Annotated in this window: 11 protein-coding genes and 2 tRNA genes; 4 read left to right on the top strand and 9 right to left on the bottom strand. The window is 60.0% G+C overall.

Translation table 11 applies throughout. The features are described 5' to 3' along the window. Positions 1 to 157 precede the first annotated feature (157 nt). From pcaQ to D3Z90_RS06765, 6 genes are all read right to left on the bottom strand, one after another. Positions 158 to 1090 carry a pca operon transcription factor PcaQ gene (gene pcaQ / locus D3Z90_RS06790; protein WP_136475018.1) on the bottom strand — a complete coding sequence of 311 codons (933 nt, stop codon included), beginning with the start codon at positions 1088 to 1090 and terminating at the stop codon, positions 158 to 160. A gap of 63 nt (positions 1091 to 1153) precedes the next feature. Next, positions 1154 to 1516 (bottom strand): nitrite reductase small subunit NirD, encoded by a 363-nt coding sequence (nirD, locus tag D3Z90_RS06785; RefSeq protein WP_136475017.1) that lies wholly within the window; start codon positions 1514 to 1516, stop codon positions 1154 to 1156. Next, a complete protein-coding gene (nirB, locus tag D3Z90_RS06780; RefSeq protein WP_136475016.1) occupies positions 1516 to 4071 on the bottom strand; it encodes a nitrite reductase large subunit NirB in 2556 nt (851 codons plus the stop codon). Before nirB ends, nirD begins: the two co-directional genes overlap by 1 nt. Before the next feature lie 272 nt (positions 4072 to 4343). Continuing rightward, positions 4344 to 8135 (bottom strand): bifunctional nitrate reductase/sulfite reductase flavoprotein subunit alpha, encoded by a 3792-nt coding sequence (locus tag D3Z90_RS06775; RefSeq protein ID WP_136475015.1) that lies wholly within the window; start codon positions 8133 to 8135, stop codon positions 4344 to 4346. A gap of 367 nt (positions 8136 to 8502) precedes the next feature. Continuing rightward, positions 8503 to 8579, bottom strand: a tRNA-Asp gene (locus tag D3Z90_RS06770). A gap of 13 nt (positions 8580 to 8592) precedes the next feature. Beyond that, positions 8593 to 8668: transfer RNA gene (locus D3Z90_RS06765), tRNA-Val, on the bottom strand. Positions 8669 to 8828: 160 nt separating this feature from the next. Between D3Z90_RS06765 and rdgC the strand changes: the two genes are divergently transcribed. Both rdgC and sugE read left to right on the top strand, forming a co-directional pair. Continuing rightward, a complete protein-coding gene (gene rdgC / locus D3Z90_RS06760; protein ID WP_136475014.1) occupies positions 8829 to 9749 on the top strand; it encodes a recombination-associated protein RdgC in 921 nt (306 codons plus the stop codon). A gap of 162 nt (positions 9750 to 9911) precedes the next feature. Beyond that, positions 9912 to 10229, top strand: coding sequence for a quaternary ammonium compound efflux SMR transporter SugE (gene sugE, locus D3Z90_RS06755; protein WP_136475013.1), 318 nt, complete (start codon positions 9912 to 9914; stop codon positions 10227 to 10229). 15 nt (positions 10230 to 10244) lie between these two features. Here sugE and D3Z90_RS06750 read toward each other — a convergent pair whose 3' ends face one another. Then, a complete protein-coding gene (locus D3Z90_RS06750) occupies positions 10245 to 12119 on the bottom strand; it encodes an MFS transporter (RefSeq protein WP_136475012.1) in 1875 nt (624 codons plus the stop codon). Between the two features lie 79 nt (positions 12120 to 12198). Further along, a complete protein-coding gene (locus tag D3Z90_RS06745; RefSeq protein WP_136475011.1) occupies positions 12199 to 13344 on the bottom strand; it encodes a TDT family transporter in 1146 nt (381 codons plus the stop codon). A 185-nt stretch (positions 13345 to 13529) separates the two neighbouring features. Here D3Z90_RS06745 and D3Z90_RS06740 point away from each other — a divergent pair, with 185 nt between their 5' ends. Then, positions 13530 to 14723, top strand: coding sequence for an MFS transporter (locus D3Z90_RS06740; RefSeq protein ID WP_136475010.1), 1194 nt, complete (start codon positions 13530 to 13532; stop codon positions 14721 to 14723). 225 nt (positions 14724 to 14948) lie between these two features. Next, positions 14949 to 18422: a NahK/ErcS family hybrid sensor histidine kinase/response regulator gene (locus D3Z90_RS06735; protein WP_136475009.1), complete on the top strand. Its 3474-nt coding sequence runs from the start codon at positions 14949 to 14951 to the stop codon at positions 18420 to 18422. Here D3Z90_RS06735 and rmuC read toward each other — a convergent pair. After that, positions 18394 to 19782 (bottom strand): DNA recombination protein RmuC, encoded by a 1389-nt coding sequence (gene rmuC, locus D3Z90_RS06730; protein WP_168198511.1) that lies wholly within the window; start codon positions 19780 to 19782, stop codon positions 18394 to 18396. The genes D3Z90_RS06735 and rmuC overlap by 29 nt on opposite strands. Positions 19783 to 19907: the final 125 nt, after the last annotated feature.

Raw genomic sequence — 19907 nt, 5'->3', positions numbered from 1 at the left:
ATGGCTACCGGCATGAGAGCAAGAAAAGCCGGATAAGTTCAGCCAAGTAAATCCATCTTCATACAAAGCTGCAGCCAGTGGCCAGTATTGACGGGGCCACGCACTTGGGCAACTTCTTCCAGCAGGTTTTGTAGCTGTTTGTAAGATTGCCAGGATTTCACGGGTAGCTGCCATCGCGGTACTGCCCTGCCACTTCGCGCAGCACTTCGCACAGCCAGCGCGTGGGCAAGCTCAACGGCAAAGCGGCATTGCTACAGATGCCTACCGAGCCGCCCGGCTCTTGTACGCCAAGGTCCAGCTCGCACAACTCACCGCGCCCCAGGTCGATGCGCACCGCATCCCTGGGTGCGACCCACACCGCGTCACTGCTTTGCACGTAACGCCGGCTCAAGGCGGGCGAAAGGGTTTCCAGGCGCTGGGCCGGCTGCTCGATGGCGCACTGGATAAACAAGCTGTCGGCATGCTTGCGAATAGTGGTGCCGGCCAGCGGTAGCACCAATGGGTAACGCCCCAGTTGGCTGCGCTCGACGGGCTGGCGCGCAAGCAACGGATGAGCCGGACGCACCACCAGTGACATCGACTCGCTGTACAGATGTTCGAACGATAGGCCCTGGATCTGCGGACTGTCGGTCATGCGTCCGATCACCAGGTCAAGCTCGCCGACATGCAGTTGCGCCAGCAGGTGCGCGCTGGGCCCGGTGGCGACACTGACCACCAGGGCCTGATGACGCTGATGCAGGCGGCACAGCACCTCTGGCATCAGCAGGCTTTCCACCGTCGACAGTACACCGACCTTGACCTGTGGTGGCGCATGTTCTTCGCCACGCAAGCTACTCACGCCTTCGCGCAAGGCCTGCACACTGGGCCCTGCGTAGCGCATGAAGCGCACCCCGGCAGAGGTCAGTTCGACGCCCTGCTTGCTGCGCTCGAACAGGCGGGTCTGCAAAAGCGCTTCAAGCTCCTTGAGGGTCTTGGAAATCGCCGGCTGACTGATCGCCATGGCGTCAGCAGCCTTGGCGAAACTGCCCTGACGAGCGATTTCGAGAAAGCACAACAGGTGGCGGAACTTGATTCGGGTGTCGAGGTTCATCCGCGAAGTTTATCGAGGCCCTGACCCGTCTGCGACTGCTTTCGCCGGATGAACCTGTTGTTACTACATTCCGATCTCTACCTGGTCACCGCGAATCCGCACCGGCCATACTTGCAGCCCCTGCTGTGCATCCTCCAGGCAGTGGCCATCGCGGAGGCTGAAATGCTGTTTGTACAAGGGCGCTGCCACCACCAACTCGCCCTTGATGTGTCCGATCAGGCCGCGACCGATCACATTGGCACCTGACTTGGGGTCGTGGTTGTCGATGGCAAATACCGGGGTTTGCTCCTCAGGCAGGTAGAACAACGCCACCTGCCGGCCTTCGAACCAGACAACCACGCCCGATTGCGCAACCAGGTCCTGGCGTTTGCACACCGTTTGCCAGTCTTGGGTTTGCAGGTTTACAGCAGCATTGGACAGACTCATCACAGCACCTCTTCAGTGGTCGGGATCAAGTGAAGCTCTGCGGCGGCAATGGGGCGGCGTTGACCACGCTCACGAACAAAGTGCACGCCGGGATCTGGGCGATGGTCATTGACGAAAGTGCGAAAGCGCTTGAGCTTCTCGGGATCCTTGAGAGCATTGGCCCATTCACATTCGTAGCGATCGACCACTAACTGCATCTGAGCTTCCAGCTCGGCAGCCAGGCCTAGTGAATCTTCGATAATGACCTGTTTCAGATAGTTCAAGCCGCCTTCCAGGCTCTCGCGCCAGACCGACGTGCGCTGCAATTTGTCGGCGGTGCGGATGTAGAACATCAGCACCCGGTCGATGAGGCGGATCAGCCCGGCATCATCCAGATCAGTGGCGAACAGCTCGGCATGCCGCGGACGCATGCCGCCATTGCCGCAGATGTACAGGTTCCAGCCCTTCTCGGTGGCGATTACACCAATATCCTTGCTCTGCGCCTCGGCACATTCACGGGTGCAGCCAGAAACCGCGAACTTGAGTTTGTGCGGCGAGCGCAGGCCCTTGTAGCGGTCCTCCAGAAGCAAGGCCATCTTCACGCTGTCCTGCACGCCGTAGCGACACCAGGTGCTGCCGACACAGGATTTCACCGTGCGCGTGGACTTGCCGTAGGCGTGGCCGGTTTCGAAGCCGGCTTCGATCAGCTCACCCCAGATCGCCGGCAACTCGTGCAATTGCGCGCCAAAAAGATCGATGCGCTGGCCACCGGTAATCTTGGTGTAGAGGTCGTACTTTTTCGCCACCTCACCGATGACGATGAGCTTGTCCGGGGTAATTTCACCGCCAGGAATTCGCGGCACAACCGAATAGGTACCATTCTTTTGCATGTTGGCCATGAAGGTGTCGTTGGTGTCCTGCAACGGCACCAGCGATGCGTCCATGATGGGCTGGTTCCAGCACGATGCGAGGATGGAGCCGACCGTGGGCTTGCAAATGTCGCAACCGACATGGCCGCGACCATGCTTGGCGAGCATTTCGTCAAAACTGAGGATGCCCTCAACGCGCACCAGGGCATACAACTCCTGGCGCGTGTAGGCAAAGTGTTCGCATAGGCTCTTGTCGACACTGACACCCCGGGCAATCAGCTCGTGCTCGAAGACCTGCTTGAGCAATGCCGCGCAACCACCGCAACCGGTACACGCCTTGGTCTGTTGCTTGAGGGCAGCCAGTTCGCCACAACCCTTGTCGATGGCGCTGCAGATCGCGCCTTTGCTGACGTTGTGGCAGGAGCAGATGGTCGCAGTGTCCGGCAGGGCATCGGCACCGAGGGTCAGCGCCCCGGAGACTTGCGGCAGAATCAAGGCCGCAGGATCAGCCGGCAGGGCAATTGCGTTCTGCACGTATTGCAGCAAGGTGTCGTAATAGCTGTTGTCGCCTACCAGTACCGCGCCCAGCACGCGTTTGCCCGAGGCATCCACCACCAGACGGCGGTACGCCGAGTTGGCTTCGTCGATGAAACGGTAGCTACGCGCCCCGGGTGTCGCACCATGGGCATCGCCGATTGAACCGACGTCAACCCCGAGCAACTTGAGCTTGGTCGACATGTCGGCACCGTTGAAGCGTGCGGCCGCATCCCCCATCAGCGTCGCCGCAACGTTACGCGCCATGCTGTAGCCCGGTGCTACGAGACCGAACACGCTGCCGTTCCACGATGCGCATTCGCCAATGGCAAAAATCCGCGGGTCGCTGCTGCGACAGTCGCTGTCGATCACCACGCCACCGCGTGCGGCAATCTCCAAACCGCTGTTGCGCCCCAGGGCATCCTGCGGGCGGATACCGGCGGAAAACACGATCAGGTCGGTTTCCAGGAATTCGCCACCCTCGAAGTTCATCCGGTAGCGATAATCTTCACCGGTTACCACCGCTTGCGTGCCACGCGAGACATGCACACCGACGCCAAGTGCCTCGATCTGCGCCCGCAGGGCTGCGCCACCTTCGCTGTCCAACTGCACCGGCATCAAGCGTGGTGCAAACTCGACCACATGCGCTTCGAGCCCCAATGACTTCAGGGCATTGGCAGCTTCAAGCCCCAACAAGCCACCGCCGACCACCACACCGCGCCGTGCATTGGCAGCTGCCGCGCGGATGCCATCAAGGTCATCGAGGGTGCGGTAGACCAGACGCGACGCCCCTTCGCAGCCGACGACTGGCGGAACGAAAGGGTATGAACCGGTGGCCAGGATCAATTGATCATAGGGGTAGCGACCAGCCGACGTCAGCACTTCACAGCGGTCGCGGTCGATCTCCAGCACGGCTTCACCCAAATGCAGGCTGACGCCGCTGTCGGCGTACAGGCTCGCAGCACCCAGGGCTAAGGCTTCAGCGTCGCTGCCACTGAAATACTCGGACAAGTGAACACGGTCGTAGGCACGCTGGCGCTCCTCACCGAACACCCGCACCTCGAAACGGCTCAAGGCATTGCGCTCAATCAGTTGCTCAACGCAGTGATGCCCGACCATGCCGTTGCCGACGATGATCAACTTTTGCCGCTGGACGATAGTTTCTGCATTCATACCCGATCCTCACTCAAGGCCATTCACGGTGGCTGTGCTGCTGGGGCTAGCCCGGAAAAACAAAAAGGCGCCTGGAGCCGAAGCTCCAGGCGCCTTTGCCTGGTCGTTTTATGTAGTTCAGGGTGCAGATCGCCATTGACCCGCCAGAACGTTGTAACAGAGCAGCAGCACAGAGCGTGCCAACTGCCGAAGTCCCTGAAACCGCGGCCTGCGGTTACGACAAAGCGCACTTCCCGACCCAGCCTGGTGCAGCCCTCCCTCTTATGGGGCGCTCAATACACATCGCGCAGATAGCGCTTGTTGCGACTCATCTCTGCGACGTAGGCATCAGCCTGATCGACGTTCATCGCGCCATGCTTGGCAATCACCTGCTTGAGCGCCGCATCGACGTCACGGGCCATGCGCTCGGCATCACCACAGACATAAAAGTGCCCCCCTTCCTCCAACCAGCGCCAAAGCTCAGCGCCTTGTTCGAGCATGCGTTGCTGCACATAGATTTTTTCCGGCTGATCGCGGGAGAACGCGGTGTCCAGCCGATGCAAATGCCCTTCGCGCTGCCAGGTCTGTAACTCGTCCCGGTAGTAAAAATCACTGGCAGCCTTTTGCTCGCCGAACAGCAACCAGTTGCGCCCCTTGGCCCCCTCGGCCTGACGCTCCTGCAAAAACGCTCGAAACGGTGCGACCCCAGTACCGGGACCGACCATGATCACCGGCGCGGAGTTGTCCTTGGGCAAACGAAAATGGGCCGTCGGTTGGGTGAAAATGGCCACCTCGGCTTGCGTGGCGCGATCGGCCAAATAGGTGGAGCAAACACCTTTGCGCTGGCCGTAGCGAACGGTAGAGAGGGTCAGATGAACCTGGTCCGAATGCAGCTTGGGGCTCGAACTGATCGAGTACAGCCGGGGCTGCAAGGGTTTGAGCAGGCTCAACCAGGTTTCCTGGTCCCATTGCGGCTGGAAGGCATGCACCAGGTCGATCAGTTGTTTGCCCCACAGCCACGCTTTGAGGGCCGCCTTGTTCTGCGGCTTGAGCATATCGGTCAGCATTGAGTCGCCGCTATGTCGGGCGATGGCCTCAAGGATTGCCGGGGTAATGCGGGCAATTTCCAGGTGCTCGCTCAAGGCGCTGAACAACGCCATGTCGGCCTTGCCTTTAAGGCTGACAGGGCTGGCTCCCTCAAGCCCCGCCGCCGTCAGCAACTCATCCACCAGCGCCGGGCAGTTGCGCGGCCACACGCCCAAGGCATCACCCGCCTGATAGCGCATTTCGCTACCGGCCAAATCGAAGATTATCTGCCGTGTTTCCTTGCCCGCTCCTGGACTGTTCAGCAAGCGGTTGCCCACCAATCTGGTCGGCAACGGATTGTGCTTGTTGAAACCCGAGGTCGCCGGCGCTGGCATAGGCAGAGCAAGCAGCGGCGCCTGCTGGCCGAGCTTGCTGAGCAAGGCCTGCAGCCATTGCCCGGCGGGCTCGCTGAAGTCACCCTCGCAATCGACGCGTGCCAGCAGGCGCTGGCCGCCCACCTCGGACAAGCGCTGGTCCAGCTTGCGACCAAAGCCACAAAACTGCTCGTAGCTGGAATCGCCCAGGGCCAATACCGCATAGGGCAGCCCGGCACAGCGTTGCGAATGCTCGCCATGCAGGTCCTGCCAAAAACCGGCGCCTGAATCTGGCGCATCGCCGTCACCAAAGGTGCTGGCGATCAACAGCAGACTTGCGGGGCTATCGAGTTGCGCCAGCGCTACATCTTCCATGCAGCTCAACTGCACCGCCAGCCCCACTTCGCGCAAGCGCGCTGCGCACTGTTCAGCAAGGGCCTGGCCGTTGCCGGTTTGCGAGGCCCAGAGCAACAAATGCTGGTCTTGCATCGAAACAGGCGGTTGCTCAATTTCAACTGCCTTTATGCGCTCACCTGCTACCCGGCTTAACGCCACTGCGCAGTATTTGAAAGCAGGTTGCAGCGAGTCAGGATCAACGGCGTCACTGGTCAGTGCGTTAATTGCCAGGTTTTCACCGTAGACATCGTTCCAATGAAAGGGGGCAAAGCAATTGCCCGGCAGCACCCGCGTGGTGATTCGTGCCGGTAATACTGCCCGACCCCGTCGAGAACGTATTTGCACCTGGTCTTTTTCAGCGATCCCCAAGCGCGTGGCATCTTCCGGATGAATTTCCACAAAGGGGCCTGGATCAAGCTTGTTCAGTGCGCCAACCTTGCCGGTCTTGGTCAGCGTGTGCCATTGATGCTGGACCCGGCCGGTATTGAGCACCAGGGCAAACTCATCATCCGGCAACTCGGCAGCAGGCAGGCACGGACGCGCAAAAAAGCGCGCCTTGGCGCTGCTGGTGGGAAAGGCAATGCTCGGCGTATGCCCTTGAACATCGCGGTACAGCGTCTGGCTGATGCCGTCGTTGCGATAGCGCAGCGGGCTGCGCGTGTCTGTGCGCCCGGGTTCGCACGGCCACTGCCGAGGCGCCTGGCGCAACGCGGTATAGCTGATCCCACGCACGTCGTAGCCCGTCGCGGGATTCCAGGCGCGGCGGATCTCATCGAATACAGCCTCGGCATTTTCGTAGCTGAAGGCCTCGGCGTACCCCATGGCACAAGCAACTCGGGCGATGATTTGCCAGTCTGGCAAGCTGTCACCCGCAGGCTCTACGGCCTTGTTCATCAACGTCAGGTTGCGCTCGGAGTTGATCATCACCCCTTCGCCTTCGGCCCAAAGCGTCGCGGGCAAAAGGATATCGGCGTAGCGGTTGGTTTCGGTATCGAGAAAGGCATCCTGGGTGATCACCAGCGCTGCCTTGCGCAATCCATCGATCACCTGTTGGCGATTGGCAACGCTGGCCACCGGGTTGCTGCAGATGATCCAGCACGCCTTGATCTGCCCTGCAGCCAATTGCTCGAACAACGCCACGGTGCCATCCCCTGCTTCACTGCGCAGGCTACCGGCAGGCACTTGCCAGAGCTGTTCGACAAAGGCCCGATCACTGTCGATCAAGGCCGAACGCTGACCGGGCAGGCCTGCGCCCATGTAGCCCATCTCGCGCCCCCCCATCGCGTTAGGCTGGCCGGTCAGGGAGAACGGCCCGCTACCCGGCCGACAGATCGCCCCGGTGGCCAGGTGCAGATTGCACAAGGCGTTGGTCTGCCAGGTGCCATGAATGCTCTGGTTCAGGCCCATGGTCCAGCAACTCATCCACTCCGGCGCCTGGCCGATCCAGTCGGCGGCCTGGCGAATGTCCGCCTCGGCAAGCCCGGTTATGGCCGCGACGCGCTCGGGGGTGTAATCCTCGAGAAAATCCGCCATGGCCGCCCAGCCTTCGGTGTAGCGCTCGATGAAGGCATGGTCACAGTGGCCCTTGTGCCTGAGTAGATACAGCAGGCCATTAAGCAGCGCCAGATCGGTGCCCGGCTTGATCTGCAGGAACAGATCGGCCTTGTCGGCGGTCGCACTGCGCCGCGGGTCGACAACAATCAGTCGAGCCCCAGCCTTGAGCCGATCAAGCAGACGCAGAAAAAGAATCGGATGACAGTCGGCCATGTTCGCGCCGATGACGAAGAAGACTTCGGCGCGATCGATGTCCTGGTAGCTGCCCGGTGGTCCGTCGGCGCCCAGTGATTGCTTGTAGCCACTGCTGGCGCTGGCCATGCACAGGCGCGAGTTGGACTCGATGTGTCGGCTGCGGATAAAACCTTTGGCCAGTTTGTTGATCAGGTATTGGGCCTCCAGCGACATCTGCCCGGAGACATAGAACGCCAGGGCGTCCGGTCCGTGCGCGTCGATGATTGCGCGCAAACGCAGCGCCGCCTGCTCGATGGCGACATCGATGGGGGTCTGCACCGGATCGCGCTGGCGTTCATTGCGCACAAAGGCGTGCTCCATGCGACCTGAATCGCACAGCGGCAGATGCGCGGTCAGCCCTTTGGTGCACAAGCGCCCGAAATTGCTCGGATGCTGCTTGTCACCACTGATCTTGGTTACCCGGTTGCCCTCAACCGACATGACAATGCCACACCCAACCCCACAATAAGGGCAAACGCTACGCACACTGGTGCTGCTCATCTGCCGACCTCCTGCTTGCGCAAACAAAAAGGCGCCCTGCTGCCCCGGCTCGAAAAAACAAGCAGGGCAACACGGCGCCTTTGTCGTGAACGGGGCAATCTGCGTTGATTGCCGAATGCTCAAGCTAAAGCAAGGGTCGCGCCAGAACCGCAGGCGCCGCATGAGCCCGCGATTTGCTCAAGCGCGCAGCGCAACTTTTGCACTGCCTTGGGTATGCGCGCACCAACTCGGCCCATGCTGGCACGGAGAAAGCAATGGCGTACCAGCGTGCTGGTGGCGTCTGGGAAAATTCCAGGCACAAAAAAAGCGACCCTAAGGTCGCTTTCTTTGTTGCTTCAGGGTGTTCAGTGGGCCCTGAAGCTAAATATGGCGCAGCGGACGGGACTCGAACCCGCGACCCCCGGCGTGACAGGCCGGTATTCTAACCGACTGAACTACCGCTGCGCTATACACTGAGTGGTGGGTGATGACGGGATCGAACCGCCGACCCTCTGCTTGTAAGGCAGATGCTCTCCCGGCTGAGCTAATCACCCTTCGTCTCGGTGTGGCGCGCATTCTACGGAGCACCGAACACTCTGGCAAGCACTTTTTTAAAAAAATTTTTCAGGCGTTCCAAAGACTTAGCGCGGGGTTGGCCTTGGGTGCCTGCTCGGAGAATAATGCCCGCCTATGTATTAAGGAGAGCTTCACCCCATGTGGTTCAAAAACCTGCTGACCTACCGCCTGACCCAGGATGTCCCGTTCGATCCCGAAGCACTGGAAACCGCTCTGGCCAGCAAGCCGGCGCGCCCTTGCGCCAGCCAGGAGTTGACCACTTATGGCTTCGTCGCCCCATTCGGCAAAGGCGAAGATGCTCCACTGGTTCACGTCAGCGGTGACTTCCTGCTGATCGCTGCGCGCAAGGAAGAGCGTATTCTTCCAGGCAGCGTGGTACGTGATGCGGTGAAAGAGAAGATCGACGAGATCGAAGCTGAACAAATGCGCAAGGTCTATAAGAAGGAGCGCGACCAGATCAAGGACGAGATCATCCAGGCTTTCTTGCCACGTGCCTTTATTCGCCGCTCGATGATCTTCGCTGCCATCGCCCCCAAGCAGGGCCTGATCCTGGTCAACTCGGCCAGCGCCAAACGTGCCGAAGACCTGCTCTCGACCTTGCGTGAAGTCATGGGCTCGCTGCCCGTGCGCCCGGTAACCGTAAAAATTGCCCCGAGCGCAACCATGACCGATTGGGTCAAGACCCAACAAGCAGCGCCTGACTTCTATGTACTGGACGAATGCGAACTGCGTGACACCCATGAAGACGGTGGCATCGTGCGCTGCAAGCGTCAGGATCTGACCAGCGACGAAATCCAGCTGCACTTGGGTACCGGCAAGGTAGTGACCCAGCTGTCACTGGCCTGGCAGGACAAACTGTCGTTCGTACTCGACGACAAGATGGTCATCAAACGCCTGCGCTTCGAAGAACTGCTGCAAGACCAGGCCGAAGAAGACGGCGGCGAAGAAGCCCTGGGCCAGCTCGACGCCAGCTTTACCCTGATGATGCTGACCTTTGGCGATTTCCTGCCGGCGCTGTTCGAGGCATTGGGCGGCGAAGACATTCCGCAGGGCATATAAGCCTAAAGCTTCAAGCACCAAGTGAAGGCATGTCCTGCGTATTCCATGCCTTTACTTGAAGCTTGAAACTTGCAGCCTTAAGCTGCCGAACGGTGAGGACGACCTCACGACGCAACGCGTGACCATTACGGGGACGGCCCCATCATTCGATGGAGATACTGCATGTCCTGGATCATTCTGTTTTTCGCCGGCCTGTTTGAAGTTGGCTGGGCTGTCGGCCTCAAGTACACCGACGGTTTCACTCGCCCTTTGCCCACCGTGCTGACTGTCGCTGCCATGCTGGTCAGCCTCGGCTTGCTCGGGTTGGCAATGAAGGAGCTGCCGCTGGGCACCGCGTATGCGATCTGGACCGGGGTTGGTGCGATCGGCACGGTGATCGCCGGAATCATCCTGTTCGGCGAGTCCATGGCGTTCATGCGCCTGGCCAGTGTTGCCCTTATTGTCGCAGGTCTGGTCGGCCTCAAGGTCAGCGCCAGCTGACCTTGAGCTCGCCTGTTAGCGCACGTCGCCACGCAACTGGCTGACCCGCTCGCGCAACAAGGCCGGTTCTGCTGTCTCTACCGGGATGGCAGCACCGGCTACCAGGGTCACCCGCGACCATAAGCGGTGAAAAAAGCCCTTGGCCGGATCACGGCTGAAGAAACTTCCCCACAAACCCTGCAAGGCCATCGGTATCACCGGTACCGGTGTCTGCTCGATGATTCGGCTCAAGCCACCCTTGAATTCATCAATCTCGCCATCGCTGGTCAGCTTGCCCTCGGGAAAAATACACACCAGCTCGCCTTCAGCCAGGTAGGCGGCAATCTGCTTGAACGCCTGCTCATAGATTTCTGCGTCTTCGTTGCGTCCGGCAATAGGGATGGCGCCTGCGGTGCGAAAAATAAAGTTGAGTACCGGTAGTTGGAAGATCTTGTAGTACATGACAAAGCGAATCGGCCGACGCACTGCGCCACCTATCAACAACGCATCAACAAACGACACATGATTGCACACCAGCAGTGCCGCTCCTTCCTCCGGAATTTGTTGCAGGTCTCGATGCTCGACCCGGTACATGGAATGGCTGAGTAACCAAATCATGAAGCGCATGGTGAACTCAGGAACAATCCGGAAGATGTAGGCGTTGACGCCGATGTTGAGCAGCGACACCACCAGGAACAGCTGGGGAATGGTCATCTCCACCAGGCTCAGCAGCACGATGGTGACAATTGCCGACACCACCATGAACAACGCATTGAGAATGTTGTTCGCAGCGATCACGCGGGAGCGCTCATTCACCGCGGTACGCGATTGGATCAAGGCATACAGGGGCACGATATAGAACCCACCAAATACTCCCAGGCCCACAATCGACAGCAGTATCCACCAGGCCTGAGTCATCCCCAGAAGCGTCAACCAGTCATAAGGCGTCGCTGCTGTGGGCACATCCCCGGAATGCCACCACCAGAGCAAACCAAACAGGGTCAGGCCAAAGGAGCCAAAGGGCACCAGGCCGATTTCCACCTTGTGACCGCTGAGGCGTTCGCACAGCAGTGAACCCAGGGCGATGCCGACGGAAAACAGGGTCAGCACCAAGGTGACCACGGTTTCGTCACCGTGCAACCAATCCTTGGCGTAGGCCGGAATCTGCGTGAGGTAGATGGCCCCGACAAACCAGAACCAGGAGTTGCCGACAATCGAGCGAGACACTGCTGGTGTCTGCCCCAGTCCCAGGCGCAAGGTGGCCCAGGACTGCGTGAAAATGTTCCAGTCCAGCTTCATCTGCGGCGACGCTGCACTGGCCCGTGGAATCCACTGGCTGGACAGATAACCGAGCACAGCCACCGCGACCACCGCCGTGGCGACCACAGGCGCATAGTGACTGCTGGACATCATGACCCCAGCGCCGATGGTACCGGCCAGAATCGCCAGGAAGGTGCCCATCTCCACCAGGCCATTGCCGCCCACCAACTCCTGCTCTCGCAGGGCCTGGGGCAGGATCGAGTATTTGACCGGCCCGAACAGTGCCGAATGGGTACCCATGGCGAACAGCGCCAGGAGCATCAGCGCCAGATGGTTGGTGAGAAAGCCGATGGCGCCCACTGCCATGATGCCGATTTCGGCCAGCTTGATCAGTCGAATCAAGGCGTCCTTGGGATACTTCTCGCCAAACTGCCCGGCCAGGGCGGAGAACAGGAAAAACGGCAGAATGAACAGCAAGGCGCAGAGGTTGATCCAGATCGAGCGGTCACCCTCGATGGCCAACTTGTAGAGAATGGCCAGGATCAACGATTGCTTGAACAGGTTGTCGTTGAAGGCCCCGAGCGACTGGGTAATGAAGAATGGCAGAAATCGCTTTTTGCCAAGAAGACTGAATTGCGAAGTTTGACTCATCGTCCGTGTACCTGAGTGGGGCTTTGTCATTGGAGGCACGCAACCCGCACAAAGCCACAACCACCCAGGTAATTACAACCTACTTATGTAAGCTGACAATGCACGGCGAGGCGAACAACTCACCACGCCAGGCGCCGCGCAAGGTCAGACTGAAGACCATCAACCACAAGCCGACCAGCGCGACCACCAACACCAGCCCCATGTGTTGGAAGAACGCCAGTCCCAACCAGGCACCGAGTTTGAGGGTGGCCAGGCTGTAGACACCCAGCGGGAAAGTGAAGCCCCACCAGCCCAGATTGAACGGCATGCCATGGCGCATGTAGCGCCAAGTGATCAGCACCGCTGTGAGCAACCACCACAAGCCTGCGCCCCATAGCACGATCCCGGCGATCAAGCCCAGGCCTTGAGCGATCTCCCCCAGATTGCCAAAGCCGTTGGCGGCAAATATCGCGGGTGCATCAGCCCCCAGTAGCAACATGCCCAGGGCGCCGGTACCGATAGGGCCGAGTGCCAGCCAGCTGGACGCCGCCATGTTGGCAGCAGGTAATTTGTGCAAGGCCATGCGCAGCATGAGAATGGTCAGAATGCTGAAGGCCACTGGCAGCGATACCGCCCACATCACATAACTGGTCACCAGCACCTGAAACTGGCTGTGGGCATCGACCAGGTGCGGCGCCAACTGACCGCCACTGGCAGCAGCAACCTCCGCGGCGACTACTGGCAGCAGCCAGACAGCGGTCATCTGATCGATGCTGTGCTCCTGGCGGGTGAACATCAGGTAAGGAATCGATACCCCGCAGAGCAGCGCTAGGCCAACATCGAACCACCACATCGCCTCGATCCAGGGCACGATCCCTTCGCCCCAGCGATCAATGCCAAATAGCAGGCATCCATTGAGGATGGTCGCCAGGCCCATCGGAATAGTGCCGAAGAACATCGACACCGTTGAATGAGCAAAAATCTGTCGCGCCTCATCGAAGAACATGACCCAACGTGCGACGTACAAGCCGCTGAACAGTAAAAACAGGGCAATGGTCAGCCACCACAGCGCCTGCGCCAGACTCTGCAGATTGCTCATACCTATTTGCATGAGAGCCAGGGACAACACCCCGGTGCCCATGGTTGCAGCGAACCAGTTGGGGGTGAACTGACGGATAACCTCACGGGGATGCGCCAGGTGGCGCAGGGGTCTGAGGGGCGAAGCGTTGTGTTGCAAGCACGGCATGATCGAGGTCTCCTGTTGGTCGGTGACGCAAGATCATCCTAGGACGAAAAATAATATCTATAAAATGGGTATTTTATCTATCTGTTATCTATTTTACAGATGTATAAATCCTCTGTTCAGGCGTTGTTCACCGAGCGTATGCTTCACCGTTGTCGGCTTATCGCAGTAACAACAAGGACGTGAAAATGCTCGCCGCCGCAAGACGCTACAGCCCACAGGTGCGCCTGTTGCTGGCCACCACCTTTGTATTGACCCTAGCCCGTGCAATCACCCTGCCCTATCTGGTGGTCTACCTCGCGCAGAACTTTTCCCTGGATATCAGCGGCATCGGCTTGATGATTGGCGGCGCGTTGATTGTTGCGTCGCTGTTGAGTCTGTATGGCGGCTACCTCATCGATACCCTGCGCAGCTATACGGTGATCATCGCCTCGACCCTGGTGTTCACCGGGGCTTTCATTGCCGCAGTGGTCAGCCGTGAATTGAGTCTGTTCTTCATTAGTCTGGTCCTGATCAACCTGGCATTGGCGGTTGTCGACATTGCCGCCAAGGCTGGATTCTGTGCATTGTTACCGCTGGATGAGCGCTCCGAGGTGTTCTCGATCAAATACACCTTGAGCAACGTCGCTTACGCAGTTGGGCCATTCGTTGGCGTCGCGCTGATTCTGCTCGATGATCACCTGCCTTTTCTGGTATCTGCCCTGTTGGGCCTGGTCATGTGCCTGGTCTATCGGCGCTGGGGCGAGCGCTCGGCGCGGGCAAATCTGGATAACGGCCCGCAGGCGGGTTTTCTCAGTGTGGGTGGGCAACTGCTCAAAGACCGCCGGCTGATCTGCTTTACCCTCGGCGGCGCGCTCAGCGCCGTGGTGTTCGGCCAATTCACCGCTTACCTGTCGCAGTACCTGGTGGTCACCAGCAGTGCCAGCGAAGCGGCCCGGTATATCAGCTACCTGGTAGCCACCAACGCGGTCACCGTCATCGCCCTGCAATACGTGATCGGCCGACGTATCAGTAGCCGCCAGTTGATGCCCTGGCTGCTTGCCGGCATGGCATTGTTCCTGGCTGGGCTACTCGGTTTTTCCCTGGCCCAGTCGCTGCTGGCCTGGTGCCTGGCAATGCTGGTATTCACCCTGGGAGAAATCATCGTGATCCCGGCGGAATACATGTTTATCGACAGCATTGCTCCTGAGCACCTGCGCGGGGTTTATTACGGTGCACAAAACCTGTCCAACCTGGGTGCTGCCCTGGGCCCGGTAATTTGCGGATTCGCTCTTGCTCACCTGGTGCCCGTGGCCACGTTCTACCTGCTGATTGGCTCCGTGTGTCTGGCGGCGCTGTTCTATTACCTGGGCGCCAGAGGAAACACCGGCGCGACAGCTTGAATTGACGCAAGGCCAGATCGCGGTGGGCATTTCAATCTGCTTTTTCATCTTGAGCTTGGCCCACCCGCCCCGACAACCCTATTGACCACGTTATCAGCGAACCTGCGACGCTCTGCCACTGCTACCATCGTCGGCGCTGACGAAGCGTCTACGGCGTGCCAGACTGATTAATCGAGATTCGCCGTTACGCCGACGGCTCTAGCATATTTTTGTTTCGGAGTAGTCATGTCGCTGTCCAGTGGGCTGATCGCCGTGGTCGCCCTGGCCTATATGGCCATCATGTTCGCTATCGCATTCTATGGTGACCGCCGTAAAACGCCGTTGCCACCGCGCCTGCGCGCCTGGGTGTACAGCTTGTCGCTGGCGGTGTACTGCACCAGCTGGACGTTCTTCGGCGCGGTCGGCCAATCCGCCGAACAACTCTGGGCCTTCCTGCCCATCTACCTGGGACCTGTGCTGTTGCTGCTGTTTGCACCCTGGGTGCTGCAGAAAATGGTGCTAATCAGCAAACAGGAAAACATTACCTCGATCGCTGACTTCATCGCCGCCCGCTACGGCAAGTCGCAGTCACTGGCGGTGGTGGTGGCGCTGATCTGCCTGGTGGGCGTACTGCCGTACATTGCCTTGCAACTCAAAGGTATTGTGCTTGGCGTGAACCTGTTGATCGGCGCCAGCGCCGACGCCACCGGCAGCCGCGTGCAAGACACTGCATTGGTGGTCTCGCTGGTACTGGCACTGTTCTCCATCGTGTTCGGTACCCGCAGCCTGGATGTCACCGAACACCACCGCGGCATGGTCCTGGCCATCGCCTTCGAATCGATGGTCAAACTGCTGGCATTCCTGGCCGTCGGTATCTTCGTTACTTTCTACCTGTATGACGGTTTCGACGACCTGTTCAGCCAAGCGAAATTGGCGCCGCGCCTGGAAGGATTCTGGAACGAAACCGTCAATTGGCCCTCGATGGTGGTCCAGACCGGGGTGGCGATGATGGCGATCATCTGCCTGCCGCGACAGTTCCACGTCACCGTGGTCGAAAACATTGAACCGCAGGATCTGCGCCTGGCGCGCTGGGTATTCCCGACGTACCTGATTCTTGCGGCGCTGTTCGTGGTGCCTATTGCCCTGGCCGGACAAATGCTCCTGCCAGGAGTCATACCCGACTCGTTCGTCATCAGCCTGCCGTTGGCCGAAGCACATCCGACCCTGGCGCTGCTGGCGTTCATCGGCGGTGCCTCTGCCGCCACCGGTATGGTTATCGTCGAAGCCGTGGCCCTGTCGACCATGGTGTCCAACGACATGCTGCTGCCGTGGTTGCTGCGGCGCAACAACGCCGAGCGTCCATTCGAAGTGTTCCGTCACTGGATGCTGTCGGTACGCCGGGTGACCATTGTCGCCATCCTCCTGCTGGCCTATGTCAGCTATCGACTGCTCGGCTCCACGGCCAGCCTGGCCACCATCGGCCAGGTCGCCTTTGCCGCAGTAACCCAGCTGACGCCAGCAATGCTCGGTGCCCTGTACTGGAAACAGGCCAACCGCCGGGGCGTGTTCGCAGGCTTGGCAGCGGGGATTTTCCTCTGGTTCTATACCCTGGTCCTGCCGATCGCCGCCCATAGCGTAGGCTGGTCACTGGACCTGTTTCCTGGCCTGGCCTGGCTGCATGGCAACCCGTTGAACCTGCCGATCACGCCGCTAACCCAAGGTGTCGTGTTGTCGCTGGCGGGTAACTTCACGCTGTTTGCCTGGGTCTCGATCCTGTCGCGCACCCGCGTTTCCGAACACTGGCAGGCCGGCCGCTTCATTGGTCAGCAAACCAGTGCCCGCCCCAACAGTCGCTCGCTGCTGGCGGTGCAAATTGACGACCTGCTGCACCTTGCCGCGCGTTTTGTCGGTGAAGAACGCGCGCGCCAGAGCTTCATCCGTTTTGCCTACCGCCAGGGCAAGGGTTTCAACCCCAACCAGAATGCCGACGGTGACTGGATCGAGCATACCGAACGCCTGCTGGCGGGCGTGCTGGGGGCGTCCTCGACCCGAGCCGTGGTCAAGGCGGCCATCGAAGGCCGTGATATGCAGCTTGAGGATGTCGTGCGCATCGCCGACGAAGCCTCGGAAGTCCTGCAGTTCAACCGCGCACTGCTGCAAGGCGCCATCGAAAACATCAGCCAGGGCATCAGCGTGGTCGATCAGAACCTGCTGCTGGTAGCCTGGAATCGCCGGTATCTGGAGCTGTTCAACTACCCGGACGGCCTTATCAGTGTCGGCAGACCGATTGCCGATATCATCCGCTATAACGCCGAGCGCGGTCTTTGCGGGCCGGGTGAAGCCCAGGTTCACGTAGCCCGCCGCCTGCACTGGATGCGTCAGGGCCGCGCGCATACCTCGGAGCGGCTGTTTCCCAACGGTCGCGTCATCGAGCTGATCGGCAATCCAATGCCTGGCGGCGGCTTTGTCATGAGTTTCACCGACATCACCCCGTTCCGCGAAGCCGAGCAAGCGCTCAAGGATGCCAACGAAGGCCTTGAGCAACGGGTCACCGAGCGCACCCAGGAGCTCTCGCAATTGAACCAGGCGCTGACCGAGGCCAAGAGTCATGCCGAGTCCGCCAACCAGTCGAAAACCCGGTTCCTGGCTGCCGTAAGCCATGACCTGATGCAGCCATTGAACGCTGCACGGTTGTTCTCCGCCGCCCTCTCCCATCAAGGCGACGGGCTCTCAGCGGACGCCCAGCAGTTGGTCCAGCATCTGGACAGCTCGTTGCGCTCGGCAGAAGAATTGATCAGTGATCTGCTCGACATTTCGCGCCTGGAAAACGGCAAGATCAATCCCGATCCCAAGCCGTTCGCCCTTAACGAACTGTTCGACACCCTGGGCGCCGAATTCAAGGTCCTGGCCCAGCAACAAGGCCTGGACTTTCGCGTGCGTGGCAGCCGCCTACGGGTGCACAGCGACATGAAGTTGCTGCGGCGCATCCTGCAAAACTTCCTTACCAACGCCTTCCGCTATGGCAAGGGCCCGATTCTGCTGGGGGTGCGTCGCAACGCCGGCAAGTTGTGGTTGGAAGTCTGGGACCGTGGCCCCGGAATTGCCGACGACAAGCTGCAAGTGATTTTCGAAGAGTTCAAGCGCCTGGACAGTCATCAGACGCGCGCGGAAAAAGGCCTGGGTCTGGGGCTGGCCATTGCCGACGGCCTGTGCCGCGTACTTGGCCATAGCCTGGAAGTACGCTCCTGGCCCGGTAAGGGCAGTGTCTTCCGGGTCAGTGTGCCCCTGGCGACAACACCTGCCGCTGTGGTCAGCGCGCCGACCGAGCAAGCCGGACAGCCCCTGGCCGGCTTGCAGGTGCTGTGCGTGGACAACGAAGACAGCATTCTGATCGGTATGAACAGCCTGCTCAGCCGCTGGGGCTGCCAGGTCTGGACAGCCCGCAACAGGAATGAATGCCAAGCACTCCTGGAAGAGGGCCTGCGCCCGCACCTGGTCCTGGTCGACTATCACCTGGACGAAGGCGATACCGGCACAGAGTTGATGGCCTGGTTACGCAAAAGCCTTGGCGAACCCGTTCCCGGTGTGGTGATCAGCGCCGACGGTCGCAGTGAAACCGTCGCGCAAGTGCATGCTGCAGGCCTTGACTACCTGGCCAAGCCGGTCAAGCCAGCCGCGTTGCGCGCCCTGCTCAATCGGCACCTGAGTCTGGTCCAGTAAGGGCACTGGCGGCCAACGGGTCGCCTTCGCTCATGGCCCGCTCCAGCAAATCTGCCGGCAGGCTTTTGCTCGCTCGCGCGCCCAGCAATTTAAGCTGCTCGCTACGGCTGATCAGGTTGCCACGCCCCTCACAGAGTTTGTTGCGCGCCGCGCTGTAGGCCTTATCTACCTGTTGCAAGCGACTGCCGAGTTCGTCCAGATCCTGGATGAACAGCACAAACTTGTCGTACAGCCAGCCGGCACGCTCGGCAATCTCCCGCGCGTTCTGGCTTTGGCGCTCCTGCTTCCACAGGCTGTCGATCACCCTCAAGGTGGCCAACAGTGTGGTTGGACTGACAATCACAATCTGGCGGTCGAAGGCTTCCTGAAACAGATTCGGTTCGGCCTGCAGCGCAGCGGAGAATGCCGCCTCGATTGGCACGAAGAGCAAGACGAAATCCAGGCTATGCAAGCCTTCCAGGCGGTTGTAGTCCTTGCCGGACAAGCCTTTGACATGATTGCGCAACGACAGCACATGCTGCTTGAGCGCGGCCTGGGCGATGTCGCTGTCATCCGCGGCAACATATTGCTGATAGGCCGTCAGGCTGACCTTGGAATCGACCACAACCTGTTTGTCGCCAGGCAGCATGATCAACACGTCGGGCTGAAAACGCTCACCGTCGGCGCTCTTCAGATTGACCTGGGTCTGGTATTCACGGCCCTTCTCCAGTCCGGCATGCTCAAGCACGCGCTCCAGAATCAACTCGCCCCAATTGCCTTGAGTCTTCTGGCCTTTCAACGCCTGGGTCAGGTTGGTCGCCTCGTCACTGAGGCGCAGGTTCAGCTGTTGCAGGCGCTCCAGTTCCTTGGCCAGGGAGAATCGCTCGCGCGCTTCCTGCTGGTAGCTGTCCTCGACGCGCTTTTCGAACGCCTGGATACGCTCTTTCAACGGATCGAGCAATTGTCCAAGGTGCTGGTGGCTGGTTTGAGCGAAACGTTGCTCACGTTCGTCGAAGATCTTCGTCGCCATCTCGGCGAACTGCGCCCGCAGCTCATCGCGAGAGCCCTGAAGGTCGTTGAGACGCTGCTGGTGGCTTTCCTGCTGCTCACGCAGTTCAGCAGCCAGGGCCGCACTGTGCGCGTCCAGGCGGCGTAACTCTGCCTCTCGGGCGTTACGTTCGATCTGCCAGGCATGACTGGCGTCGCGAGCGTTGTCACGCTCGATCTGCAGCAACTCCAGTTCACGGGCTTGAGCAGCAAGCGTCGCCTGCTTGGCGGCATTGGCCTGGCTCAGGTCACTGATTTCGTCGCGGCAGGCATCAAGTTGAGCGAGCAAACCTTCCTGGGCCAACTGTGCGCTGCTCAGGCGCTCCTCCAACAGCGCCGCCTGCGCTTCGCGCGCGGCCTGACGCCGTTGCTGCTGGAACAGCCAGCCCAGACACGGCACAGTGGCCGCTACGACACCCAGTACGATGCTGGTCAAATCCAACGCCATTGCCACCCGAA

The sequence above is a fragment of the Pseudomonas sp. DG56-2 genome, assembly GCF_004803755.1.
GTDB lineage: Bacteria > Pseudomonadota > Gammaproteobacteria > Pseudomonadales > Pseudomonadaceae > Aquipseudomonas > Aquipseudomonas auratipiscis.
This window is presented reverse-complemented; position numbering and strand designations above follow the sequence as displayed.

Coding starts and splice junctions, on each gene's coding strand:
- pcaQ (WP_136475018.1), bottom strand. CDS start 1,090: ATGAACCTCGACACCCGAATCAAGTTCCGCCACCTGTTGTGCTTTCTC.
- nirD (WP_136475017.1), bottom strand. CDS start 1,516: ATGAGTCTGTCCAATGCTGCTGTAAACCTGCAAACCCAAGACTGGCAA.
- nirB (WP_136475016.1), bottom strand. CDS start 4,071: ATGAATGCAGAAACTATCGTCCAGCGGCAAAAGTTGATCATCGTCGGC.
- D3Z90_RS06775 (WP_136475015.1), bottom strand. CDS start 8,135: ATGAGCAGCACCAGTGTGCGTAGCGTTTGCCCTTATTGTGGGGTTGGG.
- rdgC (WP_136475014.1), top strand. CDS start 8,829: ATGTGGTTCAAAAACCTGCTGACCTACCGCCTGACCCAGGATGTCCCG.
- sugE (WP_136475013.1), top strand. CDS start 9,912: ATGTCCTGGATCATTCTGTTTTTCGCCGGCCTGTTTGAAGTTGGCTGG.
- D3Z90_RS06750 (WP_136475012.1), bottom strand. CDS start 12,119: ATGAGTCAAACTTCGCAATTCAGTCTTCTTGGCAAAAAGCGATTTCTG.
- D3Z90_RS06745 (WP_136475011.1), bottom strand. CDS start 13,344: ATGCCGTGCTTGCAACACAACGCTTCGCCCCTCAGACCCCTGCGCCAC.
- D3Z90_RS06740 (WP_136475010.1), top strand. CDS start 13,530: ATGCTCGCCGCCGCAAGACGCTACAGCCCACAGGTGCGCCTGTTGCTG.
- D3Z90_RS06735 (WP_136475009.1), top strand. CDS start 14,949: ATGTCGCTGTCCAGTGGGCTGATCGCCGTGGTCGCCCTGGCCTATATG.